Here is a 25,634-nt window from a genome sequence, read left to right as displayed (position 1 = left end):
AAAATGGCCGCCTTAGGCTGAAACACTCTGTGACTTGTGAAGGTCCTTAACCACCGCCATCGTTCGATGGGGTGATCCGGTTCGGGGAAAATCGTCTGATGTGTGGAATTGTCGGAATACTCGGAAAATCAGCCGTTTCGACCAATCTGGTCGATGCACTCCGCAGACTTGAATACCGCGGCTATGATTCAGCCGGGATCGCGACCGTCGAAGCCGGCACGCTCGAACGCCGCCGTGCCGAAGGCAAATTGCGCAATCTCGAAAAGCGCCTGCTCGTCGAGCCGCTTGCCGGACGGACCGGCATCGGACACACGCGCTGGGCAACCCACGGCCGTCCGACCGAGCGCAACGCACATCCGCATATGACGGCGCAGGTCTCCGTCGTCCACAACGGCATCATCGAGAACTTTCGGGACTTGCGCGCCAAGCTCGAGGCCAAGGGACATCGCTTCCAGACCGACACCGATACGGAAGCCGTCGTTCATCTGATTTCCGACGAAATGGATCGCGGCGCGGCACCGATCGCCGCCGTGCGCGAGGCACTGAAGCAGCTGCAAGGCGCCTTCGCTCTCGGCATCATCTTCGCCGGCCATGACGATCTGATGATCGCGGCCCGCAAGGGCTCGCCACTCGCAATCGGTCATGGCACGGGTGAAATGTATCTCGGTTCCGACGCCATCGCGCTGGCGCCGTTCACTGACGCCATCACCTATCTCGAGGAAGGCGACTGGGCCGTACTGCGACGCTCCGGTGCCGAGATTTTCGATTGCGACGGCGCCCGTGTCGATCGTCCGATCATCAAAGCCGTCGCCAGTTCCCTGCTGGTGGACAAGGGCAACTACCGCCACTTCATGGCCAAGGAAATTCACGAGCAGCCTGAGGTCATCTCGCACACGCTCGCCAATTATCTCGACATGGTGTCGGCACGCGTCAATTTCCCCGACCTTGGTATCGATCTGGCGAAAATCAGCCGCGTCACGATCTCGGCCTGCGGCACGGCCTACTACGCCGGCCTCGTTGCGAAGTACTGGATCGAGCGGTTTGCACGCGTAGCGGTCGACATCGATGTCGCCTCCGAGATGCGCTATCGCGAGACGCCGCTCCCTGAAGGCGGCCTGGCTGTTTTCGTTTCGCAGTCGGGCGAGACCGCCGACACGCTGGCGACGCTTCGCTATTGCAAGGCCAACGGCCAACGCATCGCGTCGATCGTCAACGTCCGGACTTCGACGATCGCGCGCGAGTCGCACGCGGCTCTTCCGACGCTCGCCGGACCCGAAATCGGCGTCGCGTCGACCAAGGCATTTACCTGCCAGCTTTCGGTTCTCGCTTGCTTGGCGATCGCCATCGCCCGGGCTCGCGGTCAAATGACCGCCGAGCAGGAGTCGTCGTTCGTCAAAGCGCTGACCGAAATACCGCGCCACGTTGCCTCGATCCTGCGTCGCGACGAACCATTCATCGCCGTCGCTCAGGAGTTGGCCAAGGCAGCCGACGTTCTCTATCTCGGGCGCGGATCGAGTTTCCCCATCGCTCTCGAGGGCGCGTTGAAGCTCAAGGAAATCTCTTACATCCATGCCGAAGGTTATGCTGCCGGTGAGCTCAAGCACGGTCCGATCGCGCTGATAGACGAGCACGTGCCGGTCATTGTCGTCGCGCCAGAGGACGATCTTTTCGAGAAAACGGTTTCAAATCTGCAGGAAGTCGCGGCGCGCGGCGGCCAGATCATCCTGATTTCGGATGCCACACCCGACAAAGTCGGGTGCAAGGTCGCAGCTCACATTCAGATGCCGAAGGTCTCGCCGTTCGTGGCGCCGTTGCTTTATGCCGTGCCGACGCAGCTCATTGCCTACCACACGGCAGTGCTGATGGGGACGGACGTCGACCAGCCGCGTAATCTGGCGAAATCCGTGACTGTCGAATAATGGGGGAAACGGGCCGGGAACAGGGCCCTGAAATTGCCTCGTTCAGCTGATTGCAATAGGGTCCAGGAGGGCACGGCGCGCTAAAACGGGCCATGGGGGAAATACGCACATGACGCAATTTCACAGGCTAGCGCGCGACCCGGCGCTGGCCGCAGCAATAGCATTAGCATTTACATGTGTTTTGACTTGCTGGCCCTCCACCGGCGAAGCTCGCAAAGCGAAAGCCGCCCCACAGCAAGCGCCGCAGTCCGCCCAAGCATCGGAAGAATCGCAGGAGGCCGATCAGAAGAAGCAGGCCGCCGCCGCGGCACGGCAAGCCTATGATGCCGGCCTCAAGGCCTTCGCCAACGGCAAATATCAACCGGCCATTGATCAGCTCTCGGCTGCGGTGAAAGCCGGCGGCCTTTCCAGCACCGAGATGGCCAAAGCCCTCTACACGCGCGGTGCCGCTTACAAAAAGCAAGACAAGCCCGGGCTTGCCATTTCGGATTTGACGAGCGCCCTCTGGTTGAAAAACGGCTTGACCGGCAATGATCGGCAGGCGGCCACGGCCGAGCGAGCCGAAGCCTACAAGATGGCCGGTCTTGAACAGACTGGAGACGCTTCCGAAAGAGTGGTTGTCGACAACCCCAATTCCGCGCCTGGCCCCAGTTCGAGTTCGGCTGGGCTTTCTGCTGCAGCCGTGGCGCAGGCCGCAGCTTCCCATGGCCAGCCTGCCAACGCCGACGGTTCGAGCGCTTCCGGAACTGCCGCATCCGCCCCGATTACGCGCCAGGACGCTGAAAGCGATGCGGCCAAGGACGCGGCCCGGGCTCGCGCCGCATATGGTTCGGTCGAGGCGGGTGGATTGCAAGCCGCGGCGGCAGCCACGGTTGTTCGGTCTTCGGAACAATCAACGCCGCCAGCACAGCCTGCAAGTTCGAATACATTCGCGATGGCTCCGCCAGCCGAGGCTTCGCCCGGCCCGTCGGCGCTGTCGGCGGCTCCCGCAGAGCCGGCTCCGGCATCGAGTTCGATGTCGTCATCTGTTTCAGGCTTCTTCTCGAACATTTTTGGCGGCGGTTCGTCTGCACCGGCTGCCACTCCGCAACCGGCTGCCGTCACGACGGCATCGACGGCGCACGTCGTGCCTGAGACATCGAGTTGGAGCAATTCGACGGTCGTGAACGAGGGCAAGGCGCGGCCGGATACGGCTCAGAAAGCTGTCAAACGGCATACCCAAACTGCTGCGATTGCCCCGATTGCACCCCCCGTCCGCGTTGCGAAGACGAGCGGCAAATACAAGGTTCACATAGCGGCGTTGCGATCCCGGGCGGAAGCAGAGGCCCTGGCTCAAAAACTCGTCGCCAATCATGGCGCCGATCTCGGCGATCACGCGCCGACCGTCGATGAAGCCGTCATCGGTAGCATGGGGACGTTCTACCGGGTGCGCGTCGGCGGCTATGCTTCGCAGGATGAACCGCGCGGACTTTGCAACAAGCTCAGGACCAGTGGCCTAGATTGTCTCGTCGTGACAAACTGAGGGTGCCCGATCTCCGTCGGGTTTTTGGCCCGAGTAGGAGAGAATGAACGCGCCCCCGTCCAGTCCCGACCCCGATCCTCGTCGTCCGCTTGGCGCGGAGGCCACGGAGGCGCAGCTGACGGAAGGTCTTAAACGGCTTGCCAGCGACGGTGGAAAGCCCGGCTGGCACCTAGGCTGGCGTATTCGCAACGCCTTTTTCACCGGTCTTGTCATCGTCGGGCCGGTGACGATCACGCTGTGGATCATGTGGGGCGTGATCCATTGGATCGACGCCTGGATCAAGCCGCTTCTGCCGACGTCATTCAATCCCGACACGTACCTGCCGTTTCCGGTGCCGGGGCTCGGGCTCGTCGTCGCGGTCGTCGGGCTGACATTGATCGGGGCGCTGGCGGCAAACCTCTTGGGCCGTACGCTCGTGTCGTCGGGAGAGCTGATGATGTCGCGCACGCCCGTTGTGCGCAACGTCTATGGCGCGATCAAACAGATATTCGAAAGCGTGATCTCGACCGCCGGTCCGAACCAGAGTTTCCAGAAGGTCGGGATGATCGAGTTCCCATCCAAAGGAATCTGGAGCCTCGTGTTCGTTACGGGCGAGACGACGGGTGAGATCCAAGACGCGAGGCCAGGCGGCGAAAGCGACTTGCTGACCGTGTTCATGCCGACCGGGATCGTGCCGCCCGCGGGATTCATCTGCTTCGTGCCGCGGTCGAGCGTCGTGTTCCTGTCGATGTCGGTCGAGGAGGCTGCCAAGATCATCCTGTCCGGCGGCATCGTGATGCCCGATATCGAAAAGTTGAAGCGGCTCGGTGGCGGCGCGACACCGGCATCGTTGTTCGGCGTTAGCCGCGGCAAGCGGAGTTAGGCGGCCCGGAAAAGGCGCACCGCTTCATCGCATTCGAATAGATAGAGAAGCGTTCTGAGGGCTTCGCCCCTAGGCGACACGAGGCCCGGATCGTTCGCGAGCACGAGGGCCGCATCATCGCGTGCCGCCGTCAGCAGCATTTCAAAGCCTGGAACCTCGGCGACGCGAAAGCCCGGTGCTCCGCTCTGTCGCGCTCCGAGGATTTCGCCGCCGCCTCTGAGCTCGAGATCCTTTTCGGCAATCAGGAAGCCGTCTTCGGTCCGTTCCATCATCTCAAGGCGTTTGCCAGCCGTTTCGCCGAGCGGGGACTTGTAAAGCAGCATGCAGAAGGACTCGCGCGTTCCGCGGCCAACCCGGCCACGAAGCTGATGCAGTTGCGCCAGGCCGAAACGTTCGGCGTGCTCGATGACCATGATGTTGGCATTCGGCACATTGACGCCGACTTCGATGACGGTCGTCGCAACGAGGATCTTGAGTCCCCTGGCTGCGAAGGCGGCCATCGTCTCATCTTTTTCCTTGGCTGCGAGCCCGCCATGGAGCAAACCGACGTCATCACCGAAGGTCTGGCGCAGGTACGCGTGGCGTTCCTCGGCCGCCGCGAGATCAGTCAGTTCCGAGGTTTCGATCAGTGGGCAGACCCAATAGACCTGCGCACCCTCGCTCAATTGCACGCGGATACGGTCGATCAACCGCTCGAGCAGCTCGAGCGGCACCATCTTGGTCACGATCGGTTTGCGCCCGGCCGGCTTTTCCTTGAGTTTGGAAACGTCGAGGTCGCCGTAATGCGTCATTAAAAGCGTGCGCGGAATGGGCGTCGCCGTCATCACCAACACGTTGGTATCGCCGTTGGCGCCCTTCGCCTGAAGCGCCAGCCGCTGATGCACGCCGAAGCGATGCTGCTCGTCGATGACGGCGATCGCGATGTCCTTGAACCGAACGTCGGCCTGAAAAAGTGCGTGCGTGCCGATCAAGATGTCGACCTCGCCGTCCTGAAGGCGGGTCAGTATGCTGTCGCGCGCCTTGCCCTTCTCACGGCCGGTCAAAAGCGCAATCCGCAGACCAGCCGCCTCGGCGAACGGAGCGATCGTTTCGAGATGCTGACGGGCGAGAACTTCCGTCGGCGCCATCAATGCGGCCTGCGCGCCAGCTTCGACGGCAACGGCCATCGCCAGCAGCGCGACGACGGTTTTGCCCGATCCGACGTCGCCTTGCAGCAGGCGCAACATCCGGTGTGAAGCAGCGAGATCGGCAACGATCTCTTCGAGCGCCGCCGTTTGCGAGCCGGTCAGGGAGAAAGGCAACGCCGCGATGATTTTTGCGCGGATCCGGCCGTCTCCGGAAAGCCGCCGCCCGCGCTCCACCTTGTGATTTTGGCGCACGAGCGCAAACGCCAACTGGCCCGCGAGCAGTTCATCGTAGGCGAGCCGTTGCCACGGCGCGGCGCCGTTCGAAACGTCCTGGGCTTCGGCCGGTTGATGGATGCGCTTCAGGGCAGCTTTGAAACCGGGCCAGCCGCGTGCCGCCAGCCAGTTGCTTTCCTGCCATTCGGGAAGATCCGGGACACGCTCGATGGCTTGGCGCTCCGCTTTGATCAAGACCTTGCCCGAAAGGCCCGCCGTCAGCGGATAAACAGGCTCCAGCATCGGTAGTTCGTCGCGGGCTTCCGGCGAAACAATGTAGTCGGGATGCGCCATTTGCAACGCTTCGCCGTAACGCTCGATGCGGCCCGAGACGAAGCGCAATTCTCCGACGGGCAGCTGCTTTTCTATGAATTTGCGCTCGGCGTGGAAGAAAACGAGGTCGATGCGCCCGGTATCGTCTTCGCAGGTCACCTTGTAGGGCGCTTTGTTGTTGCCGCGCGGCGGCGGCTTGTGTTTCAAAACCCTGAGACAGAGCGTGACGATCGTGCCCGGAACGGCGGCAGCGAGCTGCGGTTCGGTCCGGCGGTCGATCACACCCGTCGGCATGTGCCAGAGGAGATCGGCGACGCGCGGCTCCGTTACGCCCGGCGGCAAAGCCAGACATTTCTTGAGCAGCAGGACCAAGCGCGGGCCGATGCCCGTTAGGGCTTGTGCAGACGCGAAGAGCGGATTGAGAGAAGCGGGTCGCATCGTCGAATTCGGCTCGCCATAGGGAGGATCCACGTGCTGCGACCAGAGTCGCGGCAATAAGCATCGCCGTCGAACGCTAGGCGTTGCAGGCCGCGAGCGCTATAGGAGCCCTTCGCGCGGACGGCGCACCGTGACGGCTCGCCAATCCTCCGTCAAGCCGCGAAGGCCTCTTTATCCCGTTGACATGCAACCTGATCTCAAGATGACGGACGATCTCGATATGCGGCGGCGCCGCGCCGCCTATCGTGCCCATCATCGGGGAACGAAGGAGATGGACGTGCTCGTCGGCCGTTACGCCGACGCCCGGCTCGCCACATTTTCGTTCGACGATCTGGCCCGATTTGAGCGCCTTTTGACCATCCCCGATCCGGTGTTGCAGCAGTGGATATTGTCCGGCGCTGGATTTGACGGCTCCGAGTTCGAGGATGTGGTGATCGATATGCGGGTTTTTCACGGTCTTTTGGAGAAGGCGGCTAAAAAGCTCTGATGCCGGATCAGCCACAAAATAAGCGCGTCATTTTTTCGGGCGTTCCGGAAGGGTTCGACGGCCGCGTCATCGCGGATATCACGAAGACGGCGCGCACCGACGATCAGCCGGGTCTGCACCTCCACGTCGCGCGCGATGACCGAAGGCTCGAGGAACTCCAAGCGGCGGTCGCGTTTTTCGCACCCGAAATTTCGGTCATGCCGTTTCCGTCGTGGGATACCGTTCCCTACGATCGAACCAGCCCCAATGCCGAAATCGTGTCGCGGCGCATTACGACACTCGGCCGGCTCGCCATCGGCGGACGCAAAAGGCCGACGCTCATCATCACGACAGTCAATGCCATCCTGCAACGCGTGCCGCCCCGCAGCTTCGTTCGCGGCGCCGTCAAGTCGATCGTGCCCGGCCAGCGCCTCGATCCGGCCGATCTAGTGAAGCGCCTCGGCGCCTATGGATATGACCGCTCGAGCACGGTAATGGAGCCGGGAGAATTCGCACAACGCGGCGGCATCCTCGATCTCTTTCCGCCGGGGCGCACTAATCCGCTCCGACTCGATTTTTTCGGCGATACGCTCGAAAGCATCAAGTCGTTCGACGCCGAAACACAGCGCTCGCTGAAAGCCGTGGCGAAGTTTGCGCTGATGCCGGTCAGCGAGATTGCCTTTGGCGACGCCGCGACGGCGCTTTTCAGGACGCGCTACGTTGCGCTCTTTGGCGGCAATACGGGGGACGATCCGCTGTATGAAGCCGTCAGCAGCGGCCGCCGCTATCAGGGCCAGGAGCACTGGCTGCCATTTTTCCATCCGACGCTGGAAACTCTGTTCGACTACGTGCAGGGCGCCGGCGTCAGCTTCGATCACATGGCGGATGAAGCGATCGAGCAGCGTTTCGGACAAATCCGCGACCATTACGAGGCGCGCGTCGATTCCCTCGAAGGTCAGCGTTTCGGCGCGCCGCCCTATAAGCCGGTGCCGCCGGATCAGATGTTTCTCGACGGCAAGACGTGGGCCGATGCGCTTGGCGCACGGACCGTCTCGCGGCTGACACCCTTCGACGATCCGGGCGCCGGCGGCTACGCGATGAAAGGCCGGCGAGGCCGGACCTTCGCGGCCGAGCGCGCCGATCCCGATGCCAATGTCTTCGACGCCGTCGTCGGCCATATCCGCCGCGTGCAGGGCGAGCCGCGGCGCGTCATCATCGCGTCGTGGACGCTCGGGGCGCGCGAACGTCTGATCAGCCTTCTTGCCGATCATGGTCTCAAGGATGCGCGAAAGGTCGAAAATTTCATCGACGTTTTGGCGCTGCCGAAGGATGCCACTGCATTCGCCTGCTTCGGTGTCGAAGAAGGATTTGAGACCCCGGATTTCGCCGTCATCGCGGAACAGGACATCCTCGGTGACAGACTTGTGCGTCAGCGGCGCAAGCCGCGCCGCGCTGCCGACGTTCTGACGGAAGCGACGAGTCTTTCGGTCGGTGACCTTGTCGTTCATAGCGATCACGGTATCGGCCGGTTTGCGGGACTGCAGACCATCACGGCGCTCGGCGCGCCGCACGACTGTCTCGAAATTCACTACGCTGCCGGTGATAAGCTGTTTCTCCCCGTCGAGAACATCGAGCTTCTGTCGCGCTACGGCGGCGAAGGCGGGGATGCTCAACTCGACCGGCTTGGTGGCCTTGCCTGGCAGTCGCGCAAGGCGCGGCTGAAGAAGCGGCTGCGCGACATTGCCAACGAGCTGATCAAGATTGCTGCTTTGAGAGCGCTGCGCGAAGCGCCGGTGCTGGTGCCGCCGGCCGGAACTTACGACGAGTTCGTCGCGCGCTTCCCGTACGAAGAGACGGAGGATCAGGCTGCCAGCATCGACGCGGTGCTGGCCGATCTCGCCTCCGGCAAGCCGATGGACCGGCTGGTTTGCGGCGACGTCGGCTTCGGCAAAACGGAAGTGGCGCTGAGGGCCGCGTTCGTCGCAGCGATGAATGGTCTGCAAGTCGCGGTTGTCGTGCCGACGACGCTGCTGGCGCGGCAGCATTTTAAGACATTCAGCGAGCGCTTCCAGGGTTTGCCGCTGAAAATCGCACAGGCTTCACGGATGGTCGGGGCCAAAGGGCTCGCCGAAGTCAAGGCGGGTCTCAAGTCGGGAGCAATCGATATCGTCGTCGGCACGCATGCGTTGCTCGGCAAATCGATCGAGTTCGCGCGCCTCGGCCTGCTTGTCATCGATGAAGAGCAACACTTCGGCGTCACGCACAAAGAGCGCCTGAAGAAGATGCGCGACGACGTGCACGTGCTGACGCTTTCGGCGACGCCTATTCCGCGCACGTTGCAGCTGGCTTTGACGGGCGTTCGCGAACTGTCGCTGATTACGACGCCGCCGGTGGACCGCTTGGCGGTCCGGACCTACATCTCGCCATTCGATCCGGTGATTTTGAAGGAAGCACTGCGGCGCGAACGTTTCCGCGGCGGCCAGACCTATTACGTCGCCCCGCGTATTTCCGATCTCGACGACATTGCCGAGTTTCTGCGCGAGACCGTGCCAGATCTCGCCTTCTCGCGTGCGACCGGTCAAATGACGCCGACAGAGCTCGAAGATGTCATGACGGCATTTTACGAGGGGAAGTACGACATCCTGCTCTCGACGGCAATCGTCGAGTCGGGCCTTGACGTGCCCAATGCCAACACGCTGATCGTACACCGCTCCGATATGTTCGGCCTGGCTCAACTTTATCAGCTGCGCGGCCGCGTCGGCCGCTCGAAGACGCGCGCCTATGCCTACATCACGACGCCGCCCGGTCAGAAGCTGACCGAAGGCGCCGACAAGCGCCTGAAGGTTTTGCAGTCGCTCGACACGCTTGGCGCCGGGTTCTCGCTGGCCTCGCACGATCTCGACATTCGCGGCGCCGGCAATCTGCTGGGCGACGAGCAATCCGGCCACATCCGCGAAGTCGGCTTCGAACTCTACCAGTCGATGCTGGAGGAGGCGGTCGCGGCGATGAAGGGTGGCGACTTGGAGGCCGCCGACAAGTGGAGTCCGGAAATTCAGCTTGGCACCGCGATCATGATTCCGGAAACCTACATCTCCGACCTTCAGCTTCGGCTCGGCCTCTATCGGCGCTTGTCGGGTCTTGAAAAGCGGGAAGAGATCGATGCCTTCGCCGCCGAGCTTGTCGATCGCTTCGGGCCGTTGCCGCCCGAGGTCGAACACTTGCTGGATGTGATGGAGATCAAGGGTCTCTGCCGCGCCGCCGGCATCGCGAAGGTCGACGCAGGCCCGAAGGGCGGTGTGGTCACTCTCTATAAGTCACGGTTCGCAAACCCCGAGGGGTTGGTCGCGTTGGTTCAGAATTCGCGCGGCGGTCTGAAGATCCAGCCCGATCAGCGGCTCGTCTATCGTGCCGATTGGGATTTGCCGGAGGCGCGGCTGAAAGGTGTGCGGGCGCTGATCCAGCAGTTTGCCGATCTTGCCGGGAAGGCGAAGCAGGCGGCGTAGCAAACAACGTCATGGCCGCCCTCCGAGGCGGCCATCCAGACTCAAAAAGCCGGATTTCCCCGTTTGGGCATTCCAAGGCCGGGTCAAGCCTGGCCATGGAGTGGAGGGGCAATGGCTCCATCAACGGCCGAAGACTTTAAATACTTTTTTCCGAGATTTTGGCCGCAAGCGCCTTGCGCTGCACTTTGCCGTTTGCCGTGCGCGGTATCCGATCGATGAAGAAAACCTCGCGCGGCACTTTGTAGGCTGCGAGGTGCTCCGCCGCGAAAGTTTTGATCGCCGCCGCGTCGGGCTCCGTACCCTCGGCACGCACGACGAACGCAGCGATGACCGAGACGTCGCTGCGCACGCGAATTTCCGTGCACGCAACTTCGGATACCCCGGGGCAACGTGCGAGTGCGGCCTCAACCTCCTGCGGCGAGACGCGATAACCACCGGCATTCATCAGTTCATTCGATCGGCCGAGATGCGTGACGTAGCCGTCATCATCGATGGAGCCAAGGTCGCCGCCGACGAACCATTTGCCACGGAAAACTTGCGCTTCCTCTTCTGGCCGCCGCCAGTAGCCGAGCATCAGTCCCGGGTCGGAGCGATGCACGGCGATCAGACCTTCGGATCGCGGCGACAGCGGCTCGTCGCCGCCGGTGACCGGAAGGATTGCAACGCGGCGGCCGGGCTGCGCTTTGCCGACACTTCCCGGGCGATGCGGTACCGAAGGCCCGGTCGAGATGTAGGTCGAAATTTCGCTCATGCCGAGCGCTTCATAGAGCGGCCGCCCGGTTGCGGCTGTCCAATCTTCGATCAGTCCCGGCGGCGGTGTTTCACCGGCCATCAATCCATGCCGAAGCCGGCCCAACGCTTGCGGTTCGGGGCGCGCGTATTTCAGAATTTGACGATAGACGCCGGGAACCGCCGCAAAAAGCGTCGCGCCCGTCGCCGCGATGAGGCCGGGCCAGAGTTCCGGCCGTTTGTCTCCGGTACAGACGATGGCTGTTGCGCCGTTTGCCCAGGGGTCGGTTAGTCCGACGCCGAGCGTGAACGTCCAGTTGAAAGCGCCGGCGTGCAGCATGCGGTCGTCGGGTCCGAGTCCGTACCAGCCCTGATACATCGGGCGCCTGCCGAATGCCGAGCGATGAGCATGCAAGACGCCTTTCGATCGCGCTGTTGTACCCGACGTGTAGACGAGGAACGCCGGATCGTCTGACATCGACCGCGCATAGTCCAGGCGCGTCGGGTACTTCAGCATCGCCGCAACGTCGGCAGCAGCGAACACGATCATATTTTCGGGAACGATCTCTCCGGGCAAAGCTCGCGCCGTGGCGATGGCCGCCGCGCCGCTATCCTCGAGCAACGTTCCTAACTCAGTCGTCGTGAGCTGATCCGATAGCGGCAGCGCGACGAAACCGGCGGCGATCGCGGCGAAGAAGATCAATGCGGAATGGCTCGAGTTGCCGAGGCGGATTGCAATCCGGTCCCCGCGCTTCAAGCCACTTGCCGTCAGCGCCGCGGCGAGACGCTGCACGGCGTCCTCGAGTTCGCCGAAGGTCCAAACTTCGGCAGGCTTGTCCGGATGATAGACCTCGTAGACGAGCAACGCCGCTTTCGACGGCATCGCGCGTGCTGCTTGGCCAATGCAATAATCGGCCATGTTGAAGGTCTGTCCGTCGCGCAACGTCATTTGCCGTCGATCCACCAAGTGTCGACAGAATAACCGAAAAGCGGCGTCTTATCGGGATGCTTGAGGCGCGCCCAATAGGCGACCCACTGGCGCGGCGTGTAGAATAGCGGAACGACGTAATCGCCGGAAAGCAGCACGCGATCGAGCGCGCGAACGGCTGAGATGAAATCCGTTTCCGTTTTGGCGGCGAGCATCGCATCGATCATCGCGTCGGCGGCAGGGTTCTTGACGCCGGCGAAATTGTACGAGCCTTTTGCATCCGCCGTCTTGGCCGACCAGCGGAAAAGCTGCTCGTTGCCCGGCGACAGCGACGACGGCCACGTGTTCTGGATCATGTCGTAGTCAAAGCTCGCAAGACGCTCCTGATATTGCGCGCTGTCGACGACGCGGACACGCACCGCGATGCCGAGTGGCTCGAGGCTTCGTGCATAGCTCAACAGAAGCGCCTCCTGGGCGTTGCTATTGGCGAGAATTTCAAAGGCGAGCGGCTTCCCGGTCTTGGCGTTGATCAAGCGTCCGCCCTTCAGAACCATGCCGGCCTCGGTGAGCAGCGCATAGGCCGCCTTCTGATTGACGCGGTTCTGACCGCTGCCGTCGCTGATCGGGAATTGATATGTGCCCTCGAGAAATTCCGGACGGACGGCATTCGGGAAAGGGGCAAGAAGCGCGCGCTCACGGGTATCGGCCGGGCGTCCGGTCGAGGCGAGATACGAGCGCTCGAAGTAGCTCGTAGTGCGTTTGAACAGACCATTGTAGAGCGTGCGGTTGACCCATTCGAAATCGAAGAGCGTCATCAGCGCCCGGCGCACGCGCGGGTCCGAGAAGACGGCGCGGCGGGTGTTGAAGACGAGCGCCGTCATGCCCGCGGGCAATCCGATGTCGAATTCCGCCTTCACGATGCGGCCGTCGTGGACGGCGTCGATATCGTAGGCGTCGGCCCAGCGACCGGGATCGTCTTCCAGTCTCAGATCAATGGCGCCGGACTTGAAGGCTTCGAGCATGACGGATGCGTCGCGGAAATAGTCGAAGCGGACTTCGTCGAAGTTGAAACGGCCGCGATTGACGGGAAGATCGCGCCCCCAATAGTCCTTGTCGCGTGTGAATGAAATCGAGCGGCCGGGATCGACGTGTGAAACCGTATAAGGCCCCGACCCAACGAGAGGCGTCATCGACGACGTTTCGAATTTTTGCGGCGTCGTCGCGTGCGCGGCAAAGACGGGCATCAAGCCGAGGATGAACGGAAGTTCGCGATCGCTCGCATCTTCGAACGTGAACCGTACGCTGCGCTCGCCGATTTTTTCAGCTTTTGAGACCTTCGCGAAATAGGTGCGATGGTTCGGGCGGCCTTTCGTTTTCAGAAGTTCGAATGACGTTATGACGTCTTCGGGTGTCACCGGCAGGCGGTCCGAGAATTTTACGTTCGGATTGAGCGCGAACGTGACGGACTTGCCGTCATCCGCCACATCGATTGTTTCGGCGAGCAGTCCGTAGAGTGTGAACGGTTCATCGAGGCTGCGGGCCATCAGGCTCTCGACGACAAATTCCCGGATGCCCGACGCCGGTACGCCCTGGACAATAAAAGGGTTCAGGTTCTCGAAAGAGCCAAGGACACCGAGCGTCAACCTGCCGCCTTTCGGAGCCGATGGATTGACATAGGGAAAGGCTTCGAAATTATCCGCGTAGAGCGGGGTGCCATGAAGCGCGATGGAATGGCTGGGCGCGGCGCCGGCGGTTCCGCAGCCAATGAACATCAGTCCGAGGACCGCGATCGCTGCAAACTTCACGAACGGCATTTTCGGCACCTGAAAATCCTTCGACCTGCTTGATAACGCAGAATAATACCTGCAGTGTGGCACACACTGCCGGTTGTGTTGGAGCTTTGTATCGACGGCCCTTCCACTATTGTCCAGCTTGCTATAGTGACCTCACAGACACGGCGGCCAACGGAAAAAGGGGCCCCCAATAGGAGCTTCTTCCGGTCACGGGATTGCCGTATTCCGAGCCTTACTCGGGCCCGGAACGGCGGAGCAAACGCCGGGTCCGCGCAGACCTCGCTTTGGGAGATTGCGCGGCGAAATAAGGGGTAGGGCCGGCTCGGCCGGTTTGCAAAACAGCGAGGAATTTTAGTTGATGGGATATGCAGCATTGCGCGCGAGCGGCAGGGCGCTCGCATCGGCCTTGGCGCTTGCCGTCGCCATGTCCGTCTCGGCGGCTTCAGCTCAAGACGCTCCGGAAAAAGAAATCAAGATTACGCCGAAAAAGGTCGAGTCGACGCCTGCTCCAGCTAAAGCTGCGAAGCCCGCTGCTGGTGCGCCGGCCGCCACCGCAAACGCGGCAACGGGCGCCGGCAAGAGTGCGTGGGTGAAGCTTTGCGAGAAAGCGCCGCTCGTCAAGAAGGATAAAGACGGCAAGGAAGTGAAGGAAGAGAAGGAACTCTGCCTTACACATCACGAGCGCCTCGACGGCAACACGGGCATGGTGCTTGTCTCGGCCGCGATCCGCGAAATCAAGGGTCAGCCGAAGAAATCCCTGATGATCATGGTTCCGCTTGGCATGGCGATTCCGCCGGGCATCAGAGCCGCGGTTTATACCAAAGAGCAGTGGGCCGCCGCCGCCAAGAACGAGAAGATCGACGAAAAGACGTTGAAGCCGATCGAGCTCAAGTATTCGCTCTGTCATCCGGCAGGGTGCACGGCTGAAACCGAAGCGACGCCCGAAATTCTCGCCGAGATGGCGAAGGGCGGCGGTCTCATGGTGCTGGCGATGAACGCCGCGGCACAGCCTGTCGGTTTTCCGGTTCCGCTCGACGGTTACAACGAAGCCACAGCGGGTCCGCCAGTCGACAACAAGAAGTATGCCGAAGCTCGCAGCTCGCTGATGAAGCAAATTCGCGAACGTCAGCAGAAAATGGCGGAGCAATGGAAGGAAAAGGAATTGAAAAACCTTCCGCTTGATGCGCCGGGCGCGCCTCCGACGACGACGGGTTCGACAGGCGCCAAGGCTGCTCCCAAAAAGTAACGATGCTTTTGGTTTTCTGTTGCAATGAATAACCGCCCCGGCTCGTGCCGGGGCGGTTTTGTTTTGTGGCACGATCGATGAGCTTTGGAATACTTTCTAATTCGACGATCCGCGCCGCGGCCGATAAATGCCGTTGCCGTCATTGACGAACCGGTCCGCGATATCGGGATGCCGAAGCGGCTCCGATGTTTCGTCGTGTAGCAGGTTCTGCTCGGAAACGTAGGCGATGTATGTTGTCTCAGAGTTCTCAGCGTAGAGATGATAGTAGGGCTGATCTTTCCTCGGCCGCACATCCTCGGGGATCGACAGCCACCATTCCTCGGTGTTCGCGAACTCGGGGTCGATATCGAAGATCAGGCCGCGAAACGGATAGAGGCGATGACGGACCACCTGTCCGATCGAAAATTTCGCATGTCTGATCTCGCCCATGTCGTGAATGTGTGGTGCCCGCCGGAAAGTGGCAAGGCCCATCGTGTCAACTAGAGCGAACCGTAAAGAGCGGCGCGTTCCGGGTCCCGTGCGGCAACGATTTTTGCCAAGTCGACCATGACTTTCGCCTGCTTCCAGGTCGCGTCGTCCTGCATCTTGCCGTCGAGCATGACGGCGCCTGTGCCGTCGGGCATCGCTTCAAGGATTCTCTTGGCGAATTTCACCTCGGCCGGGTCGGGCGAGAAGACACGCTTGGCAATCTCGATCTGCGTCGGGTGCAGCGACCAGGCGCCGAGGCAACCCTGGAGGAAGGCGTTACGGAACTGAGCTTCGCACGCGGCGAGGTCAGAAAAGTCGCCGAACGGACCGTAAAACGGTTTCAAGCCGTAGGCGAGGCAGGCGTCCACCATCTTGCCGATCGTGTAGTGCCAGAGGTCCTGCTGATAGAAGGTGCGCGCTGCGGCCGCGTCCTTGCCTGCATCCGCCAGCACGCCGTAATCGGGATGGCCGCCGCCGACGCGCGTCGTCTTCATGCCGCGCGACGCCGCAAGATCGGCGGGCCCGAGGCTCATGCCGTGCATGCGCGGCGAGGCGGCGGCGATCGCTTCAACGTTATTGACGCCTTCGGCCGTTTCGAGAATGGCATGGATCAGGATCGGCTTCTTGACGGCGTGCCTGGCCTCGAGCTGCGCCAGAAGCTGATCGAGATAGTGGATATCCCATGGTCCCTCGACCTTCGGGAGCATGATGACGTCGAGCTTGTTGCCGACGCTCGCGACGATCTCGGTCACGTCATCGAGCACCCACGGCGAATTGAGACAGTTGATGCGTGTCCACACGCCCGTCGCGCCGAAATCGTTGCCGCGCACCATCTCGATGAAACCCTTGCGCGCGTTTTCCTTCTGATCGAGTGGCACCGCGTCCTCGAGATTGCCGAGCACGACGTCGACCTGGGCGGCGATGCTTTTGATCTTGGCGCGGATCTTATCGTTGTGCGACGGCACGAAATGGATCATGCGCTCGAGGTTGACGGGAAGGCTGCGATAGGGCTCGGGCGCGCCGATTGCGAGGGGCGAGAAATGCTTAGCGGGCGTGCGTGTCGAGGCCATCGGCGGCGATCCTGTGCAAAGTTCGGGAAGGAGCGTGCACCATAAGTGGCAGCCGGCGACTGTCAATTGGACACGTTTGGCTATCGGTACTGGCCTTTGCCGCGCTATCGTCTCTGAGCAAACAAACGCGGAGGCCCTGATGATCGAGGTCACCAACCAACCGCCGCCGCTGGTAAACTATAATCTTCTATTGAGCGACACGGTTCTTCGCGAAGCGCTCAGGCGTGAACACGCGGAGTGGGCGGAAGGCGCACTCACGCGCCTTGGCGAACGCTTGGGAACTTCCGAAGCAATATCATGGGGCTTCGACGCTAACCGCAATGCACCGACGTTGCGGGCATTCGATCGCTACGGCCACCGTATCGATGAAGTCGAATTTCATCCCGCCTGGCACGATCTTTTGACCGTGGCCATGGGAGCAGGTCTCCACTGCAGCCCGTGGGCGGCTTCGAAGCGCGGCGCGCACGTCGCCCGAGCCGTCGGATCGTACATGCTCGCGCAAACGGAAAGCGGCGTTTATTGCCCGATCTCGATGACGTACGGTTCGGTTTCGACGCTGAAGCATGCCCCCGAGATTGCCGACGAGTGGCTGCCGCGCATTTTTTCTCGCCATTACGACCGGCGCTTCGTACCGGCAACGCAGAAAACTTCGGCGCTGATAGGCATGGCCATGACCGAGAACCAGGGCGGCTCGGATTTGCGCGCCAACGTTTCCCGTGCCGAATTTTACGCGAGCGACGGCACCCGGCGCTTCTACCGGCTTAACGGTCACAAGTGGTTCATGTCGGCGCCGATGTGTGACGCGTTTCTGGTGCTCGCCCAAACGGACGCGGGACCGACGTGCTTCCTCGTTCCGCGCTGGACGCCCGAGGGCGCGCGCAACGCCATTCACATTCGCCGTCTCAAGGACAAGCTCGGCAATCGCTCGAATGCTTCGAGTGAGGTGGAATTCGCCGGTACGCACGCCGAACTATTGGGTGAGGAAGGCCGCGGCATTCCGACGATCATCGAAATGGGCAACTTCACGCGGCTCGATTGCGCGATCGGATCGTCTGCGCTCATGCGGCAGGCCGTGGCGCAGGCCATTCACCATGCCGGGCACCGCAGGGCATTTCAGAAGCGGCTGATTGAACACCCGCTGATGACGAACGTGCTTGCCGATCTTGCGATCGAGTCTGAGGCCGCGACGGTGCTGACTATGCGCCTGGCACGCGCCTACGATGATGAGGGCGATGCGGCAACGAACTTCTGCCGCGTCGTAACGCCGGCCGCAAAGTTCTGGATTTGCAAGCGCGCATCGACGCTCGCCGGGGAGGCGATGGAGGTCTTGGGCGGCAACGGCTACGTTGAGGAATTCAATCTGGCTCGCATCTACCGCGAGGCTCCCGTTAACTCGATTTGGGAGGGATCGGGGAACATCATGTGCCTCGATGTCTTGCGGGCGCTTCGCCGCGCGCCTGCCGCCGCGGATATTCTGTTCGATGAGATGCGGGACGCCGCAGGGGCCGATAAGCGATTGCGGATGTTGCTCGACGCGCTGCGAGATCGCGCCGGGTCGATCGAAGAGTCCCAAGCGCGCGCATTCGTCCGCGATCTCGTCATCGCGCTGCAGGCTTCTTTGCTCATCCGGCATTCGCCATCGGCAATTGCCGATGGTTTTTGCGCGTCGCGTCTAACCGGCGGGCTCGGAGCGTTCGGCATGCTTCCGCCTGGCATCGATACAAATGCGATTGTCGCCCGCGCCGCGCCCGTGTTGACCAAGTAAACTCCCGGAATTGTCATTCCGGGCGAGCTTTTTGCGAGGTCCTGGAACCAGCCGGACTTTCTGAGTCCCGGCTCTCCGAACGCTGCGGCCGGGATGACAAGATCAGAAGAAGGCGGCGAGTGCGGGCCGCGCGGAGGTTTGTGTCGGGTGCTATGGTGCCGCCGCGTTGAGTGATACATTCAACGTTCTGCCAAGGAGTAGCGTCATGGATAAGATCATTGAATGCGCCAAGGTCGACCCTTCGTCCGGATGCACGTACGTCGTCAGAGGTAAGAACGAAGAGGAGGTTCTGAAGAACGCCATGGAGCACGCGAAATCGCACGGCCTCCGAGAGGTGACGCCGGAGCTCATGGCAAAAGTGAAGTCTGCCATCCGCGACGCGGACTAAGCGCCGGATCGGCCAGTCAATATTTTACCGATACGCCCCGCCCGCAACGCATGTGTGTGCAGGCGAGTGATTTAGGTATTCGAAGGGATGCCGCGTTACGACGCCTTCGCGTGGGGCGCGACTGCGGGGCCGGCTGCACTTGCGGCCTCGGGAAGTTTTTCGGCAAGTGCTGCAAGGACGGCATCGATCGGGATGCCGAGAGACTTTGCGATCTGCTGCACGTGTTCGTCTCCGAGGGCCGTGCGAATCTGATCGGTGCTGATCGGAAGATTGCCCTTGTTCTTATCGACCCAGGACGCAACCTCGTTTCCAAGTCCCGCGTCTTGCAGTTTGGCAAGGATCGTCTGCAGTCCTTCGGTTCCCAGAACGCTTTTCAGAAGCCCGGGGAGCGCGGCTTGCTCTGCCTGGCCGACGACACTTCCAACGGCGCCCTTGAGCGCATCGCTCCAACTCATATTTTGTCCTTTCCAGTGTTTGCGGCCACGGATGGTCAGACCCGTTGCCGTGCATTGGCGCAAGACCGAGTGCGCTTACTCTAATCGCTCGCGACACGCCGCGTAATCTTCATCGTCGTGCCTTACAAAAAGTTATGAAGGGTTCGACGCAGCAGCCATGCGCAATCGAATTCCGCGTCGCCACACGATCTTCAAAGTTCGAGGATAGCTGGCCTGAATGAACCTCCGATCGATAAACATTGCTGCGAAGTTTTTTGCGGCGCGCGTCTGTTTCGCCGGGCTCGTCGCACTGTTCTCGGTTGCAACAGCCGTCCGCGCCGACGATTGCTTGAACACGACGACCACGACGGCCGAACCCGATTTCACGCCGTGCGAGGATACGGAGCCGCAGCTTGATTTGGATGCTATCCTCGCCGAGCACGCTGCAAGCGCCACAACTACCAAAGGATCCGACGAAACGCCTTGGATCGCGCAGGGCAGCAAAGGCGTGCCTTTGACAGTCAACTCGACCGAAACCGGCGTTTCGATGCGCACGAGCCTGGCCACTTGGCGCGACTACAATGTCCGCGACGCCATGAAGACCATCGACACGTCGACGCCGGCATCGCCGTCCGATCTCATTTTGCCGAGTGCACCGGCGCTGCCGAAGTCGCCGCTGGATATCTGGAGCAGCGTGGATGTTCAGGGCTACCAAGGCTCGGGAAGCGAAGCGATGCGCGCCGGTGTCGGGGTCGATTACAAAATCAATCGCGCGACGACTGTCGGTGTATTGGCCGAGCGCGGCGATGCGAAAACGGCGGCCGGGTCAGGCTTGGAGCAGGATTCGAAGATGGCGGCCTACGTGACGCTGCAAGCGACGCCGATGCTATCGCTCGACGCACGAACCGAATGGCAGGCAGGCAATGCCGATTTTGCGGCGAGCACCGGTGCTGCCGAGATGAGCACGTTCTCCTTCGCGCCGCGCATCAATCATTCCTTTGCACTCGACGGCGGTAAAACGATCGAACCGTTCGTGACCTACAAGCGCCAATTTGATTTGGGCGTGCAGGGCGGCGAAGCTGGCATGGCTGGATTGGTAACGGACTCAGCGGGTGCCGGCCTGACGTTCACCAACCCCAACGAATATTCGCTAAGTGTGACGACCGATCTTGAAGGATTGGGCGCGACAACGCCCGAAAGTCTGAACAGCAAATTTCAACTGAAAATCCCGATCCGGTAAGGCGCTCGGCGTAAAGCCGGGAAACACTTCCGGAGTGTCACAGCGGTCCCTTGAAGACGAAAAAGGCGCCGAGTGCGATCAGCGCAAATCCGACACCATGATTGATGGTGATCGGCTCGTTCAGGTACGCGATCGAGAAAATCGCGAAAACGATCAGCGTTATGACTTCCTGCATCGTTTTCAATTCCGCCGCCGAATAGACGGCGTGGCCGAACCGATTGGCGGGGACGGCAAGACAATATTCGAAGAACGCAATTCCCCAGCTTGCAAGGATGACGAGCCAAAGCGGCTTGTCGGTAAATTTCAGATGCCCGTACCAGGCAAACGTCATGAAGATATTCGACATCGCCAATAGGACGATGGGTAGAATGGATTGCGGGATCATCTGAGACCGGCTCTGAAGGCGCATTGCGGTTGCGCGGGCTGCGAAAACTCGCGAGCCGGGGTGCCGGTTCCTCGCGGCCCGATGCGTGCTGCATGGCGGGCTGCGACTCTTATCACGGTCCCGATTCGACGTCGCAGCCTCGCTAAAACGTCACAGGTCCTTCAACGGAAATATCGAACGCCTATTTGCGTTAATTCGCCGGATCGGCCGTTATTTGCGCAATTGGGCCTTGATCGCCGAGCCGGACAAAGAGTGACGCCATGATCGAGATCGCAGCCGCCGTTTGCATGATTAGTTCTGCGCAACATTGCCGGGATATTGTTCTTTCGTTCGAGGCCGATAACGTGACGCCGGTCAGTTGCATGATGCAAGGCCAGATCGAACTGGCGAAATGGACCGAAGGACACCCGAATTGGCGGATTGCGCGTTTCACCTGCAGACCTGCAGGAAAATTCGCGAATCTCTGAAATCCGATCTGATGCCACTTATTGCCAATTGCGAGCATCTGATGGAACCGCGAGGCAATGGCCGGCGTTTCGATATCAGTCTAACTGGCAATAGGTTACCGGATGGCCGGCAGTATCAAAGATACCATTCCGAGCGTTCTCAAGACGCTTTGGGATTTGGAAAACGAGCTTCGCGGCGCAGCACAAAACGGCGTCGTTTTTCGAGGTGAGGAAGCGCGGCGACACCTGACTGAAGCGCGACGTCATCTTGATGAGCTGCTCGGATTGGCTCGCTTGCCGGAAACGACATCGTCAGAAACGACGGGCTCGGAAGGGGTGCGCACCTATAACGAGGCTACTCCTCCGAAACCATCGGGCAATCAACTTTAGGAGTTCGCATAATGGCTCGTGACGTCATTCTTTGGCTGGCAGGTGTTCCTCTCGTCGTCATCATCGGTCTGCATCTTTTTGGATTCTTGCACTAGCGACTTGCAAATCGACGACTGCAAACCCGGAGCTCGCCTCCGGGTTTTTTTATGGGTGCTATGGGGTGACTTAGACATTCGGTTAATAAGACCGGCGACTAGTCGAGACCGGTCACGCTGGGAACAGCGGGCACTCAGAGCCGCGCGTATCTCCGACGGCACCAAAAGCTCAAATCGGGCTTTGCTAGAGATCGGAGACCCGCAATGTCATTCCCAGGACAGTCCATTCGTAAGACCGCCCGCACTTTGCTTTCCTCGGGCCTCGTGCTTGTCGCAACCACGGTATTGGCGGGCAACGCCTTCGCCGTCAGCCTGCGCGTGCAGATTGCTTGCGCCGGCGATTACTATGCCAATTGCAGCGCCTATAGCCCCGACAGTCCCCAGGTGCGCTCATGCATGCGGGCCGTCGGTACGCGGCTTTCGAAAGGTTGCGTCAGTGCGCTCGTCGCGGCGGGTGAAGTTTCCTCTGCCGAAGTCAAGCGCCGCTCAAGCAGCCGGACGGCTTCGAAATAGGGTGTAAAGGTCGCCTGCATCTCCGGTGAACGTGGGTCACGGCCATAGCGCCGATGGCCCACTTTTGGTTTCTCGCCCCGGTGCGTGCAACCAACGTGTCATGCTCTGCGTTGCACCACCGAAGTCAAACCCCATCGGAGTTTTTGAAAATGGCATCAACATCGTCATCGAATTACAGCGGTCAGAATACGGTCGAAGATCTAAAAGGCAAAGCCAAGCAGACATTGGATGATGCGTCGGACCGCGTCAGGGAAGCTGCAAGCGACGCCAAGCAACAGGTTCAGGACGTTGCCGGCAACGTCAGAGGTGCGATCGACAAGTCGGTTAGGGATCAGCCGCTAACAACTCTGATCATGGCGGTCGCCGTCGGCTTCGTCGTCGGAGCCTTGTGGAAGTCGTAAAACGCTCGCGTTCATTCTTCAGCAAAAAGGCATGAAAGGAGCGCGCGCGTGATGTCGTTTATCGGTAAGGCGAAGCGTTCGGTCGATAGTACGGTCGACGCCTATTTAGGTCGCGCCGCATTCGCTATCAGCATTCTCTGTGCCATCGGCTTTGCGCTGGCAGGAACGTGGCTGGTGCTCGTCGACTTATACGGCACGACGGTGACCTGCTTTGTGCTCGCTGGGATATTGGTCCTGCTGAGCTTGATCATAAACTTGACGATCGTGGCTAGCGAGCGATCGGCGGAACGCGATATCAAAGACGTCGAGAAGTCGATAGAGGATAGCGGCTTGGTTGCCGCTTCCTCACTTCCCTTCGAGCTGTCGACCGTCGTGACCGTTCTACCGATCGTCTTGCCGCTGCTCAAATCGCTGCGAGCCTTCTTGCCACTCCTAATCGTGGCGGGATTGGTTGCAGGATATTTTCTGACTACCGAGAAAGCCGGCGATAAGCAGGAACCGGTCGCGGTTCCGCAGTAGAGGCAGGCTTTTTATTTGTCTCGGAGGACGGCGTCGGCTGCCGACGGCTGGCTTGGAGAGGTGCGCCGGAGTTCGCCGCTATAGAGGTCAACGGCAGCGGCGCCGACTTCCTGGATATAAGCCCGCGCCAATCGTCCGGTAATCGTATCCTTCACCCAATGCATAATCGATTTGGATAGGCGCTCGCGCATTTCATATGTGGCGGCCGTGGCGGGATTGATCATGCGTGCGATACGCCAGATCGACCACGCGCGTCCCGCGAAGTCATAGACACCGCGCCAGCGATAAATCTGGGCAAACTGCGCAACGGTGAGACGACTGCCCAATGGTATGATGCCGTTAAAAATGGGCCGCAACCTGCCGCTAACTTGCTCGATCAGCGTCAGCGCTTCAGGCACCGTGAAGCGCAGCATCGGGTCTTTGCGGTCGGGGTGATAAACCTTCGCAACCGTTTCAACGGTTTCGAGCCCGGTGTTCAGCAAATCGTTCCAAGACGCGATGGCCTGCAACGAGGCTTCTTTGGCCAGCACCTCGACGGCCGCCTCTGCCTGCGCGCGCAACGTGTCCACCTCCGAAATCCCGCCGCCCTTTGCCATCGTTGCTGCGGAGACGGGGCGAATTTCCGGCGCCGGGGAGGGCCTTCCGAGGGTGAGCCTCTCGAAGGCATAGGCAATCACCGTGCATGCGAGCGTCGCTATTGCCCAATGGATCAGGTAGCCGTGCTGCCAGAGCCATAAGCTTCCAATCGGGATCAGCGCCAGGGTCGGCAGAAGCAGGCCGAGAAAGACGATGAACATTCGCAGTGGCGTGAGGGTGTCTTGCATGCGGAGCCTGCCTCGTTGACGTCAGCCATGCAAAACGCGGCGCTGCAAATTCCGGTTCCGAATGTGAGGCGAAGCCGGCTATCTACCGCGATTTCAAGCCTTTTTGCAGGAGCGCAGGGCCGGCTCTTCAGAACATCGCGCCGCAATGCCAAATCAAGAAAACTCGCCTCTGGATCACTTCCACCGCCGGTTCGACCACATCCACTGTTCGGGCATTTCGCGCACCCACTCTTCGAACTGCCGCGTCATCGCCGCGGTTGCCCATTTGACGTCGTCGCTGTGATTGGCGGTGCGAGGCACGCGCAGTTCCTTGAGCTCGATTTCGAAGCGGCTGTCGTTACCAACGCGCATGCAGCGCGACATCCAGATGCGAGCGCCAGTGCGCCGCGCGATCATCGCGGGAATGGTGACGGTGCGAGCATCCTTGCCAAAGAATGGCACCGGCAGTCCGGTTCTGTCATAGAGATCGCAGACGACGCCAAGCCTGCCTCCGCGCCGGACATAGTCCATGATGAGACGCGCCGTCTTCTGGCTTTCACCGTGATCTCCTTCGACCTTCCCTCGCCCGAACAATCCGCCCGGATAGAGATCGCGGCGCTGATACCGCACGTAGCGATCGACATAAGGGTTGTTGACCGTGCGATAGACGCATGCGGGATCTGCTCCGGCAACTGTCAGCGGCCAGATCGCGAGTTCCCAGTTCCCCATGTGCAGCGACGCGCCAACGATCGGGCCGAGCTTGCTTGAATAGCGGCTGAAGACTTCCGGGTTTTTGATGGTGAGGCGGGAAGGGTCGGCGATGAGCTGGTCGATCCGCATCGTCTCGGCCATCACCCGGCCAAGATTTTCCCAGTGCTTGAGAGCAATGGCTTTGCGCTCTTCCTCGGACTTTTCCGGAAACGCGATCCTGAGATTGTCGAGCGCGCGGTTGTGCCGTTTCGGGTTGATGAGCGGCGCCAACCGGCGCCAGCACCACGCCGACAGATGAGTCGCCGCGTCGAGCGGCACGAGGCGAACGGCGCCCGCGACGGCGCGGAGCACCACATATTCGAGCCTGAACTGCAAATCGCGCAGCGGCGAGACCACGGTCGTTGCCAGTGTCCGGTTCCTTGATTTCTGAGCTGAAGTCTAAGTCATGCCTGCTGCTGCAGCTTGGCGTCAAGCACGGGGCCGGCTATTTCCCCAGACTGTGGCAATGGCAGCATCAGGGCCGGGTGCGCCATTGCCGGCATGACCCCTTCGCGCATGACGCGCGCCCTCAGAGTGCGATTGGCTGCCAGCGCAAACAGCCCCATGCCGCGTGCGAAGTGGATGCCTGGAATCGCCGACAGCAGCGCCCTGTTCAACAGATCGACCGCGAAAACGCGCGACGTCACATCTCCCTTCCGCAGCCGTCCGTAGCGGGCAAGTGCTAGTACGCCGCCGAGGTCTTCTGAACTACGTTTGGCGTCGCCCGCGACCTCGGCAAGCGTAGCGGCGTCGCGAAAGCTTAGGTTCAGTCCTTGCGCGCCGATCGGCGGCATCATGTGGGCAGCCTCGCCAACAAGCGCGACGCGGTTCTTGGCCATCACCGCCGCGGTCTGGCCGGCAAGGGGAAAGGACCGGCGTGGGGCAAAC

General features: G+C 61.0%; 22 protein-coding genes. 12 read left to right on the top strand and 10 right to left on the bottom strand.

What is annotated here, in order from left to right:
- Positions 1 to 98 precede the first annotated feature (98 nt).
- The 3 genes from glmS to VN623_RS06260 all read left to right on the top strand — a co-directional run bounded on the left by glmS (position 99) and on the right by VN623_RS06260 (position 4,303).
- The gene (gene glmS / locus VN623_RS06270; protein ID WP_325569227.1) at positions 99 to 1,919 is read left to right on the top strand and encodes a glutamine--fructose-6-phosphate transaminase (isomerizing); all 1,821 of its coding nucleotides are present in this window, start codon (positions 99 to 101) and stop codon (positions 1,917 to 1,919) included.
- Positions 1,920 to 2,028: 109 nt separating this feature from the next.
- On the top strand, positions 2,029 to 3,441 hold the full coding sequence (locus VN623_RS06265; protein ID WP_325569225.1) for an SPOR domain-containing protein: 1,413 nt from the start codon (positions 2,029 to 2,031) through the stop codon (positions 3,439 to 3,441).
- A gap of 43 nt (positions 3,442 to 3,484) precedes the next feature.
- Positions 3,485 to 4,303 carry a DUF502 domain-containing protein gene (locus VN623_RS06260; RefSeq protein WP_325569223.1) on the top strand — a complete coding sequence of 273 codons (819 nt, stop codon included), beginning with the start codon at positions 3,485 to 3,487 and terminating at the stop codon, positions 4,301 to 4,303.
- Here the strand turns inward: VN623_RS06260 and recG are convergent.
- Positions 4,300 to 6,414 carry an ATP-dependent DNA helicase RecG gene (recG, locus tag VN623_RS06255; protein WP_325569221.1) on the bottom strand — a complete coding sequence of 705 codons (2,115 nt, stop codon included), beginning with the start codon at positions 6,412 to 6,414 and terminating at the stop codon, positions 4,300 to 4,302. The two genes, VN623_RS06260 and recG, sit on opposite strands and share 4 nt — an antisense overlap.
- A 130-nt stretch (positions 6,415 to 6,544) precedes the next feature.
- Between recG and VN623_RS06250 the strand changes: the two genes are divergently transcribed.
- Entirely contained in the window at positions 6,545 to 6,901 is a 357-nt protein-coding gene (locus tag VN623_RS06250) for a succinate dehydrogenase assembly factor 2 (protein ID WP_325569219.1), read from the top strand.
- Positions 6,901 to 10,383: a transcription-repair coupling factor gene (gene mfd / locus VN623_RS06245; protein ID WP_325569217.1), complete on the top strand. Its 3,483-nt coding sequence runs from the start codon at positions 6,901 to 6,903 to the stop codon at positions 10,381 to 10,383. Before VN623_RS06250 ends, mfd begins: the two co-directional genes overlap by 1 nt.
- 136 nt (positions 10,384 to 10,519) lie before the next feature.
- Here the strand turns inward: mfd and VN623_RS06240 are convergent, their stop codons facing one another.
- Positions 10,520 to 12,061: a class I adenylate-forming enzyme family protein gene (locus VN623_RS06240; RefSeq protein ID WP_325569215.1), complete on the bottom strand. Its 1,542-nt coding sequence runs from the start codon at positions 12,059 to 12,061 to the stop codon at positions 10,520 to 10,522.
- Entirely contained in the window at positions 12,058 to 13,854 is a 1,797-nt protein-coding gene (locus VN623_RS06235; RefSeq protein WP_325569244.1) for an extracellular solute-binding protein, read from the bottom strand. The genes VN623_RS06240 and VN623_RS06235 overlap by 4 nt, the downstream gene beginning before the upstream one ends.
- Before the next feature lie 337 nt (positions 13,855 to 14,191).
- Between VN623_RS06235 and VN623_RS06230 the strand changes: the two genes are divergently transcribed.
- The gene (locus VN623_RS06230) at positions 14,192 to 15,079 is read left to right on the top strand and encodes an invasion associated locus B family protein (protein WP_325569213.1); all 888 of its coding nucleotides are present in this window, start codon (positions 14,192 to 14,194) and stop codon (positions 15,077 to 15,079) included.
- Positions 15,080 to 15,175: 96 nt separating this feature from the next.
- Here the strand turns inward: VN623_RS06230 and hspQ are convergent, their stop codons facing one another.
- Both hspQ and VN623_RS06220 read right to left on the bottom strand, forming a co-directional pair.
- Complete coding sequence (gene hspQ, locus VN623_RS06225) at positions 15,176 to 15,508, bottom strand: heat shock protein HspQ (RefSeq protein WP_325569242.1); 333 nt, start codon at positions 15,506 to 15,508, stop codon at positions 15,176 to 15,178.
- A gap of 50 nt (positions 15,509 to 15,558) precedes the next feature.
- On the bottom strand, positions 15,559 to 16,617 hold the full coding sequence (locus tag VN623_RS06220; protein ID WP_325569211.1) for a CoA ester lyase: 1,059 nt from the start codon (positions 16,615 to 16,617) through the stop codon (positions 15,559 to 15,561).
- A 139-nt stretch (positions 16,618 to 16,756) separates the two neighbouring features.
- Here VN623_RS06220 and VN623_RS06215 point away from each other — a divergent pair, with 139 nt between their 5' ends.
- Both VN623_RS06215 and VN623_RS06210 read left to right on the top strand, forming a co-directional pair.
- Positions 16,757 to 18,382 (top strand): isovaleryl-CoA dehydrogenase, encoded by a 1,626-nt coding sequence (locus VN623_RS06215; RefSeq protein ID WP_325569210.1) that lies wholly within the window; start codon positions 16,757 to 16,759, stop codon positions 18,380 to 18,382.
- A 205-nt stretch (positions 18,383 to 18,587) separates the two neighbouring features.
- Positions 18,588 to 18,770, top strand: a complete 183-nt coding sequence (locus VN623_RS06210; RefSeq protein WP_325569209.1) for a DUF1059 domain-containing protein — start codon at positions 18,588 to 18,590, stop codon at positions 18,768 to 18,770.
- Positions 18,771 to 18,865: 95 nt separating this feature from the next.
- Here VN623_RS06210 and VN623_RS06205 read toward each other — a convergent pair whose 3' ends face one another.
- Complete coding sequence (locus VN623_RS06205; protein WP_325569207.1) at positions 18,866 to 19,225, bottom strand: YidB family protein; 360 nt, start codon at positions 19,223 to 19,225, stop codon at positions 18,866 to 18,868.
- 217 nt (positions 19,226 to 19,442) lie between these two features.
- Between VN623_RS06205 and VN623_RS06200 the strand changes: the two genes are divergently transcribed.
- Positions 19,443 to 20,444 carry a hypothetical protein gene (locus VN623_RS06200; protein ID WP_325569206.1) on the top strand — a complete coding sequence of 334 codons (1,002 nt, stop codon included), beginning with the start codon at positions 19,443 to 19,445 and terminating at the stop codon, positions 20,442 to 20,444.
- Between the two features lie 37 nt (positions 20,445 to 20,481).
- Here VN623_RS06200 and VN623_RS06195 read toward each other — a convergent pair whose 3' ends face one another.
- Positions 20,482 to 20,829 carry a DMT family protein gene (locus tag VN623_RS06195; RefSeq protein WP_325569204.1) on the bottom strand — a complete coding sequence of 116 codons (348 nt, stop codon included), beginning with the start codon at positions 20,827 to 20,829 and terminating at the stop codon, positions 20,482 to 20,484.
- 1,135 nt (positions 20,830 to 21,964) lie between these two features.
- On the opposite strand from VN623_RS06195, the gene VN623_RS06190 reads away from it, so the two are divergent.
- From VN623_RS06190 to VN623_RS06180, 3 genes are all read left to right on the top strand, one after another.
- The gene (locus tag VN623_RS06190) at positions 21,965 to 22,273 is read left to right on the top strand and encodes a hypothetical protein (protein ID WP_325569202.1); all 309 of its coding nucleotides are present in this window, start codon (positions 21,965 to 21,967) and stop codon (positions 22,271 to 22,273) included.
- Positions 22,274 to 22,422: 149 nt separating this feature from the next.
- Positions 22,423 to 22,674 (top strand): hypothetical protein, encoded by a 252-nt coding sequence (locus VN623_RS06185; RefSeq protein WP_325569200.1) that lies wholly within the window; start codon positions 22,423 to 22,425, stop codon positions 22,672 to 22,674.
- A gap of 51 nt (positions 22,675 to 22,725) precedes the next feature.
- The gene (locus tag VN623_RS06180; protein ID WP_325569198.1) at positions 22,726 to 23,193 is read left to right on the top strand and encodes a hypothetical protein; all 468 of its coding nucleotides are present in this window, start codon (positions 22,726 to 22,728) and stop codon (positions 23,191 to 23,193) included.
- A gap of 11 nt (positions 23,194 to 23,204) precedes the next feature.
- On the opposite strand, the gene VN623_RS06175 is transcribed toward VN623_RS06180, so the two are convergent.
- The 3 genes from VN623_RS06175 to VN623_RS06165 all read right to left on the bottom strand — a co-directional run.
- Positions 23,205 to 24,017, bottom strand: coding sequence for a GTP-binding protein HSR1 (locus VN623_RS06175; RefSeq protein ID WP_325569196.1), 813 nt, complete (start codon positions 24,015 to 24,017; stop codon positions 23,205 to 23,207).
- 174 nt (positions 24,018 to 24,191) lie between these two features.
- Positions 24,192 to 25,103, bottom strand: coding sequence for a lipid A biosynthesis acyltransferase (locus tag VN623_RS06170; RefSeq protein ID WP_325569194.1), 912 nt, complete (start codon positions 25,101 to 25,103; stop codon positions 24,192 to 24,194).
- Between the two features lie 47 nt (positions 25,104 to 25,150).
- Positions 25,151 to 25,634, bottom strand: a 484-nt coding sequence (locus VN623_RS06165) for an FAD-dependent monooxygenase (protein ID WP_325569192.1), incomplete at its 5' end; no start/stop codon positions are given.

Origin of the sequence: Hyphomicrobium sp. (genome assembly GCF_035572195.1) — a bacterium.
Lineage (GTDB): Bacteria > Pseudomonadota > Alphaproteobacteria > Rhizobiales > Hyphomicrobiaceae > Hyphomicrobium_B.
The sequence above is the reverse complement of the archived record's forward strand: the minus strand, read 5'-3'. Positions and strand labels throughout refer to the sequence as shown.

What these genes read in the sequence shown, in the direction of transcription:
- glmS (WP_325569227.1), top strand. Translation starts at nt 99, where the DNA reads ATGTGTGGAATTGTCGGAATACTCGGAAAATCAGCCGTTTCGACCAAT.
- VN623_RS06265 (WP_325569225.1), top strand. Translation starts at nt 2,029, where the DNA reads ATGACGCAATTTCACAGGCTAGCGCGCGACCCGGCGCTGGCCGCAGCA.
- VN623_RS06260 (WP_325569223.1), top strand. Translation starts at nt 3,485, where the DNA reads ATGAACGCGCCCCCGTCCAGTCCCGACCCCGATCCTCGTCGTCCGCTT.
- recG (WP_325569221.1), bottom strand. Translation starts at nt 6,414, where the DNA reads ATGCGACCCGCTTCTCTCAATCCGCTCTTCGCGTCTGCACAAGCCCTA.
- mfd (WP_325569217.1), top strand. Translation starts at nt 6,901, where the DNA reads ATGCCGGATCAGCCACAAAATAAGCGCGTCATTTTTTCGGGCGTTCCG.
- VN623_RS06240 (WP_325569215.1), bottom strand. Translation starts at nt 12,061, where the DNA reads ATGACGTTGCGCGACGGACAGACCTTCAACATGGCCGATTATTGCATT.
- VN623_RS06235 (WP_325569244.1), bottom strand. Translation starts at nt 13,854, where the DNA reads ATGCCGTTCGTGAAGTTTGCAGCGATCGCGGTCCTCGGACTGATGTTC.
- VN623_RS06230 (WP_325569213.1), top strand. Translation starts at nt 14,192, where the DNA reads ATGGGATATGCAGCATTGCGCGCGAGCGGCAGGGCGCTCGCATCGGCC.
- hspQ (WP_325569242.1), bottom strand. Translation starts at nt 15,508, where the DNA reads ATGGGCGAGATCAGACATGCGAAATTTTCGATCGGACAGGTGGTCCGT.
- VN623_RS06220 (WP_325569211.1), bottom strand. Translation starts at nt 16,617, where the DNA reads ATGGCCTCGACACGCACGCCCGCTAAGCATTTCTCGCCCCTCGCAATC.
- VN623_RS06215 (WP_325569210.1), top strand. Translation starts at nt 16,757, where the DNA reads ATGATCGAGGTCACCAACCAACCGCCGCCGCTGGTAAACTATAATCTT.
- VN623_RS06210 (WP_325569209.1), top strand. Translation starts at nt 18,588, where the DNA reads ATGGATAAGATCATTGAATGCGCCAAGGTCGACCCTTCGTCCGGATGC.
- VN623_RS06205 (WP_325569207.1), bottom strand. Translation starts at nt 19,225, where the DNA reads ATGAGTTGGAGCGATGCGCTCAAGGGCGCCGTTGGAAGTGTCGTCGGC.
- VN623_RS06200 (WP_325569206.1), top strand. Translation starts at nt 19,443, where the DNA reads ATGAACCTCCGATCGATAAACATTGCTGCGAAGTTTTTTGCGGCGCGC.
- VN623_RS06195 (WP_325569204.1), bottom strand. Translation starts at nt 20,829, where the DNA reads ATGATCCCGCAATCCATTCTACCCATCGTCCTATTGGCGATGTCGAAT.
- VN623_RS06190 (WP_325569202.1), top strand. Translation starts at nt 21,965, where the DNA reads ATGTCATTCCCAGGACAGTCCATTCGTAAGACCGCCCGCACTTTGCTT.
- VN623_RS06185 (WP_325569200.1), top strand. Translation starts at nt 22,423, where the DNA reads ATGGCATCAACATCGTCATCGAATTACAGCGGTCAGAATACGGTCGAA.
- VN623_RS06180 (WP_325569198.1), top strand. Translation starts at nt 22,726, where the DNA reads ATGTCGTTTATCGGTAAGGCGAAGCGTTCGGTCGATAGTACGGTCGAC.
- VN623_RS06175 (WP_325569196.1), bottom strand. Translation starts at nt 24,017, where the DNA reads ATGCAAGACACCCTCACGCCACTGCGAATGTTCATCGTCTTTCTCGGC.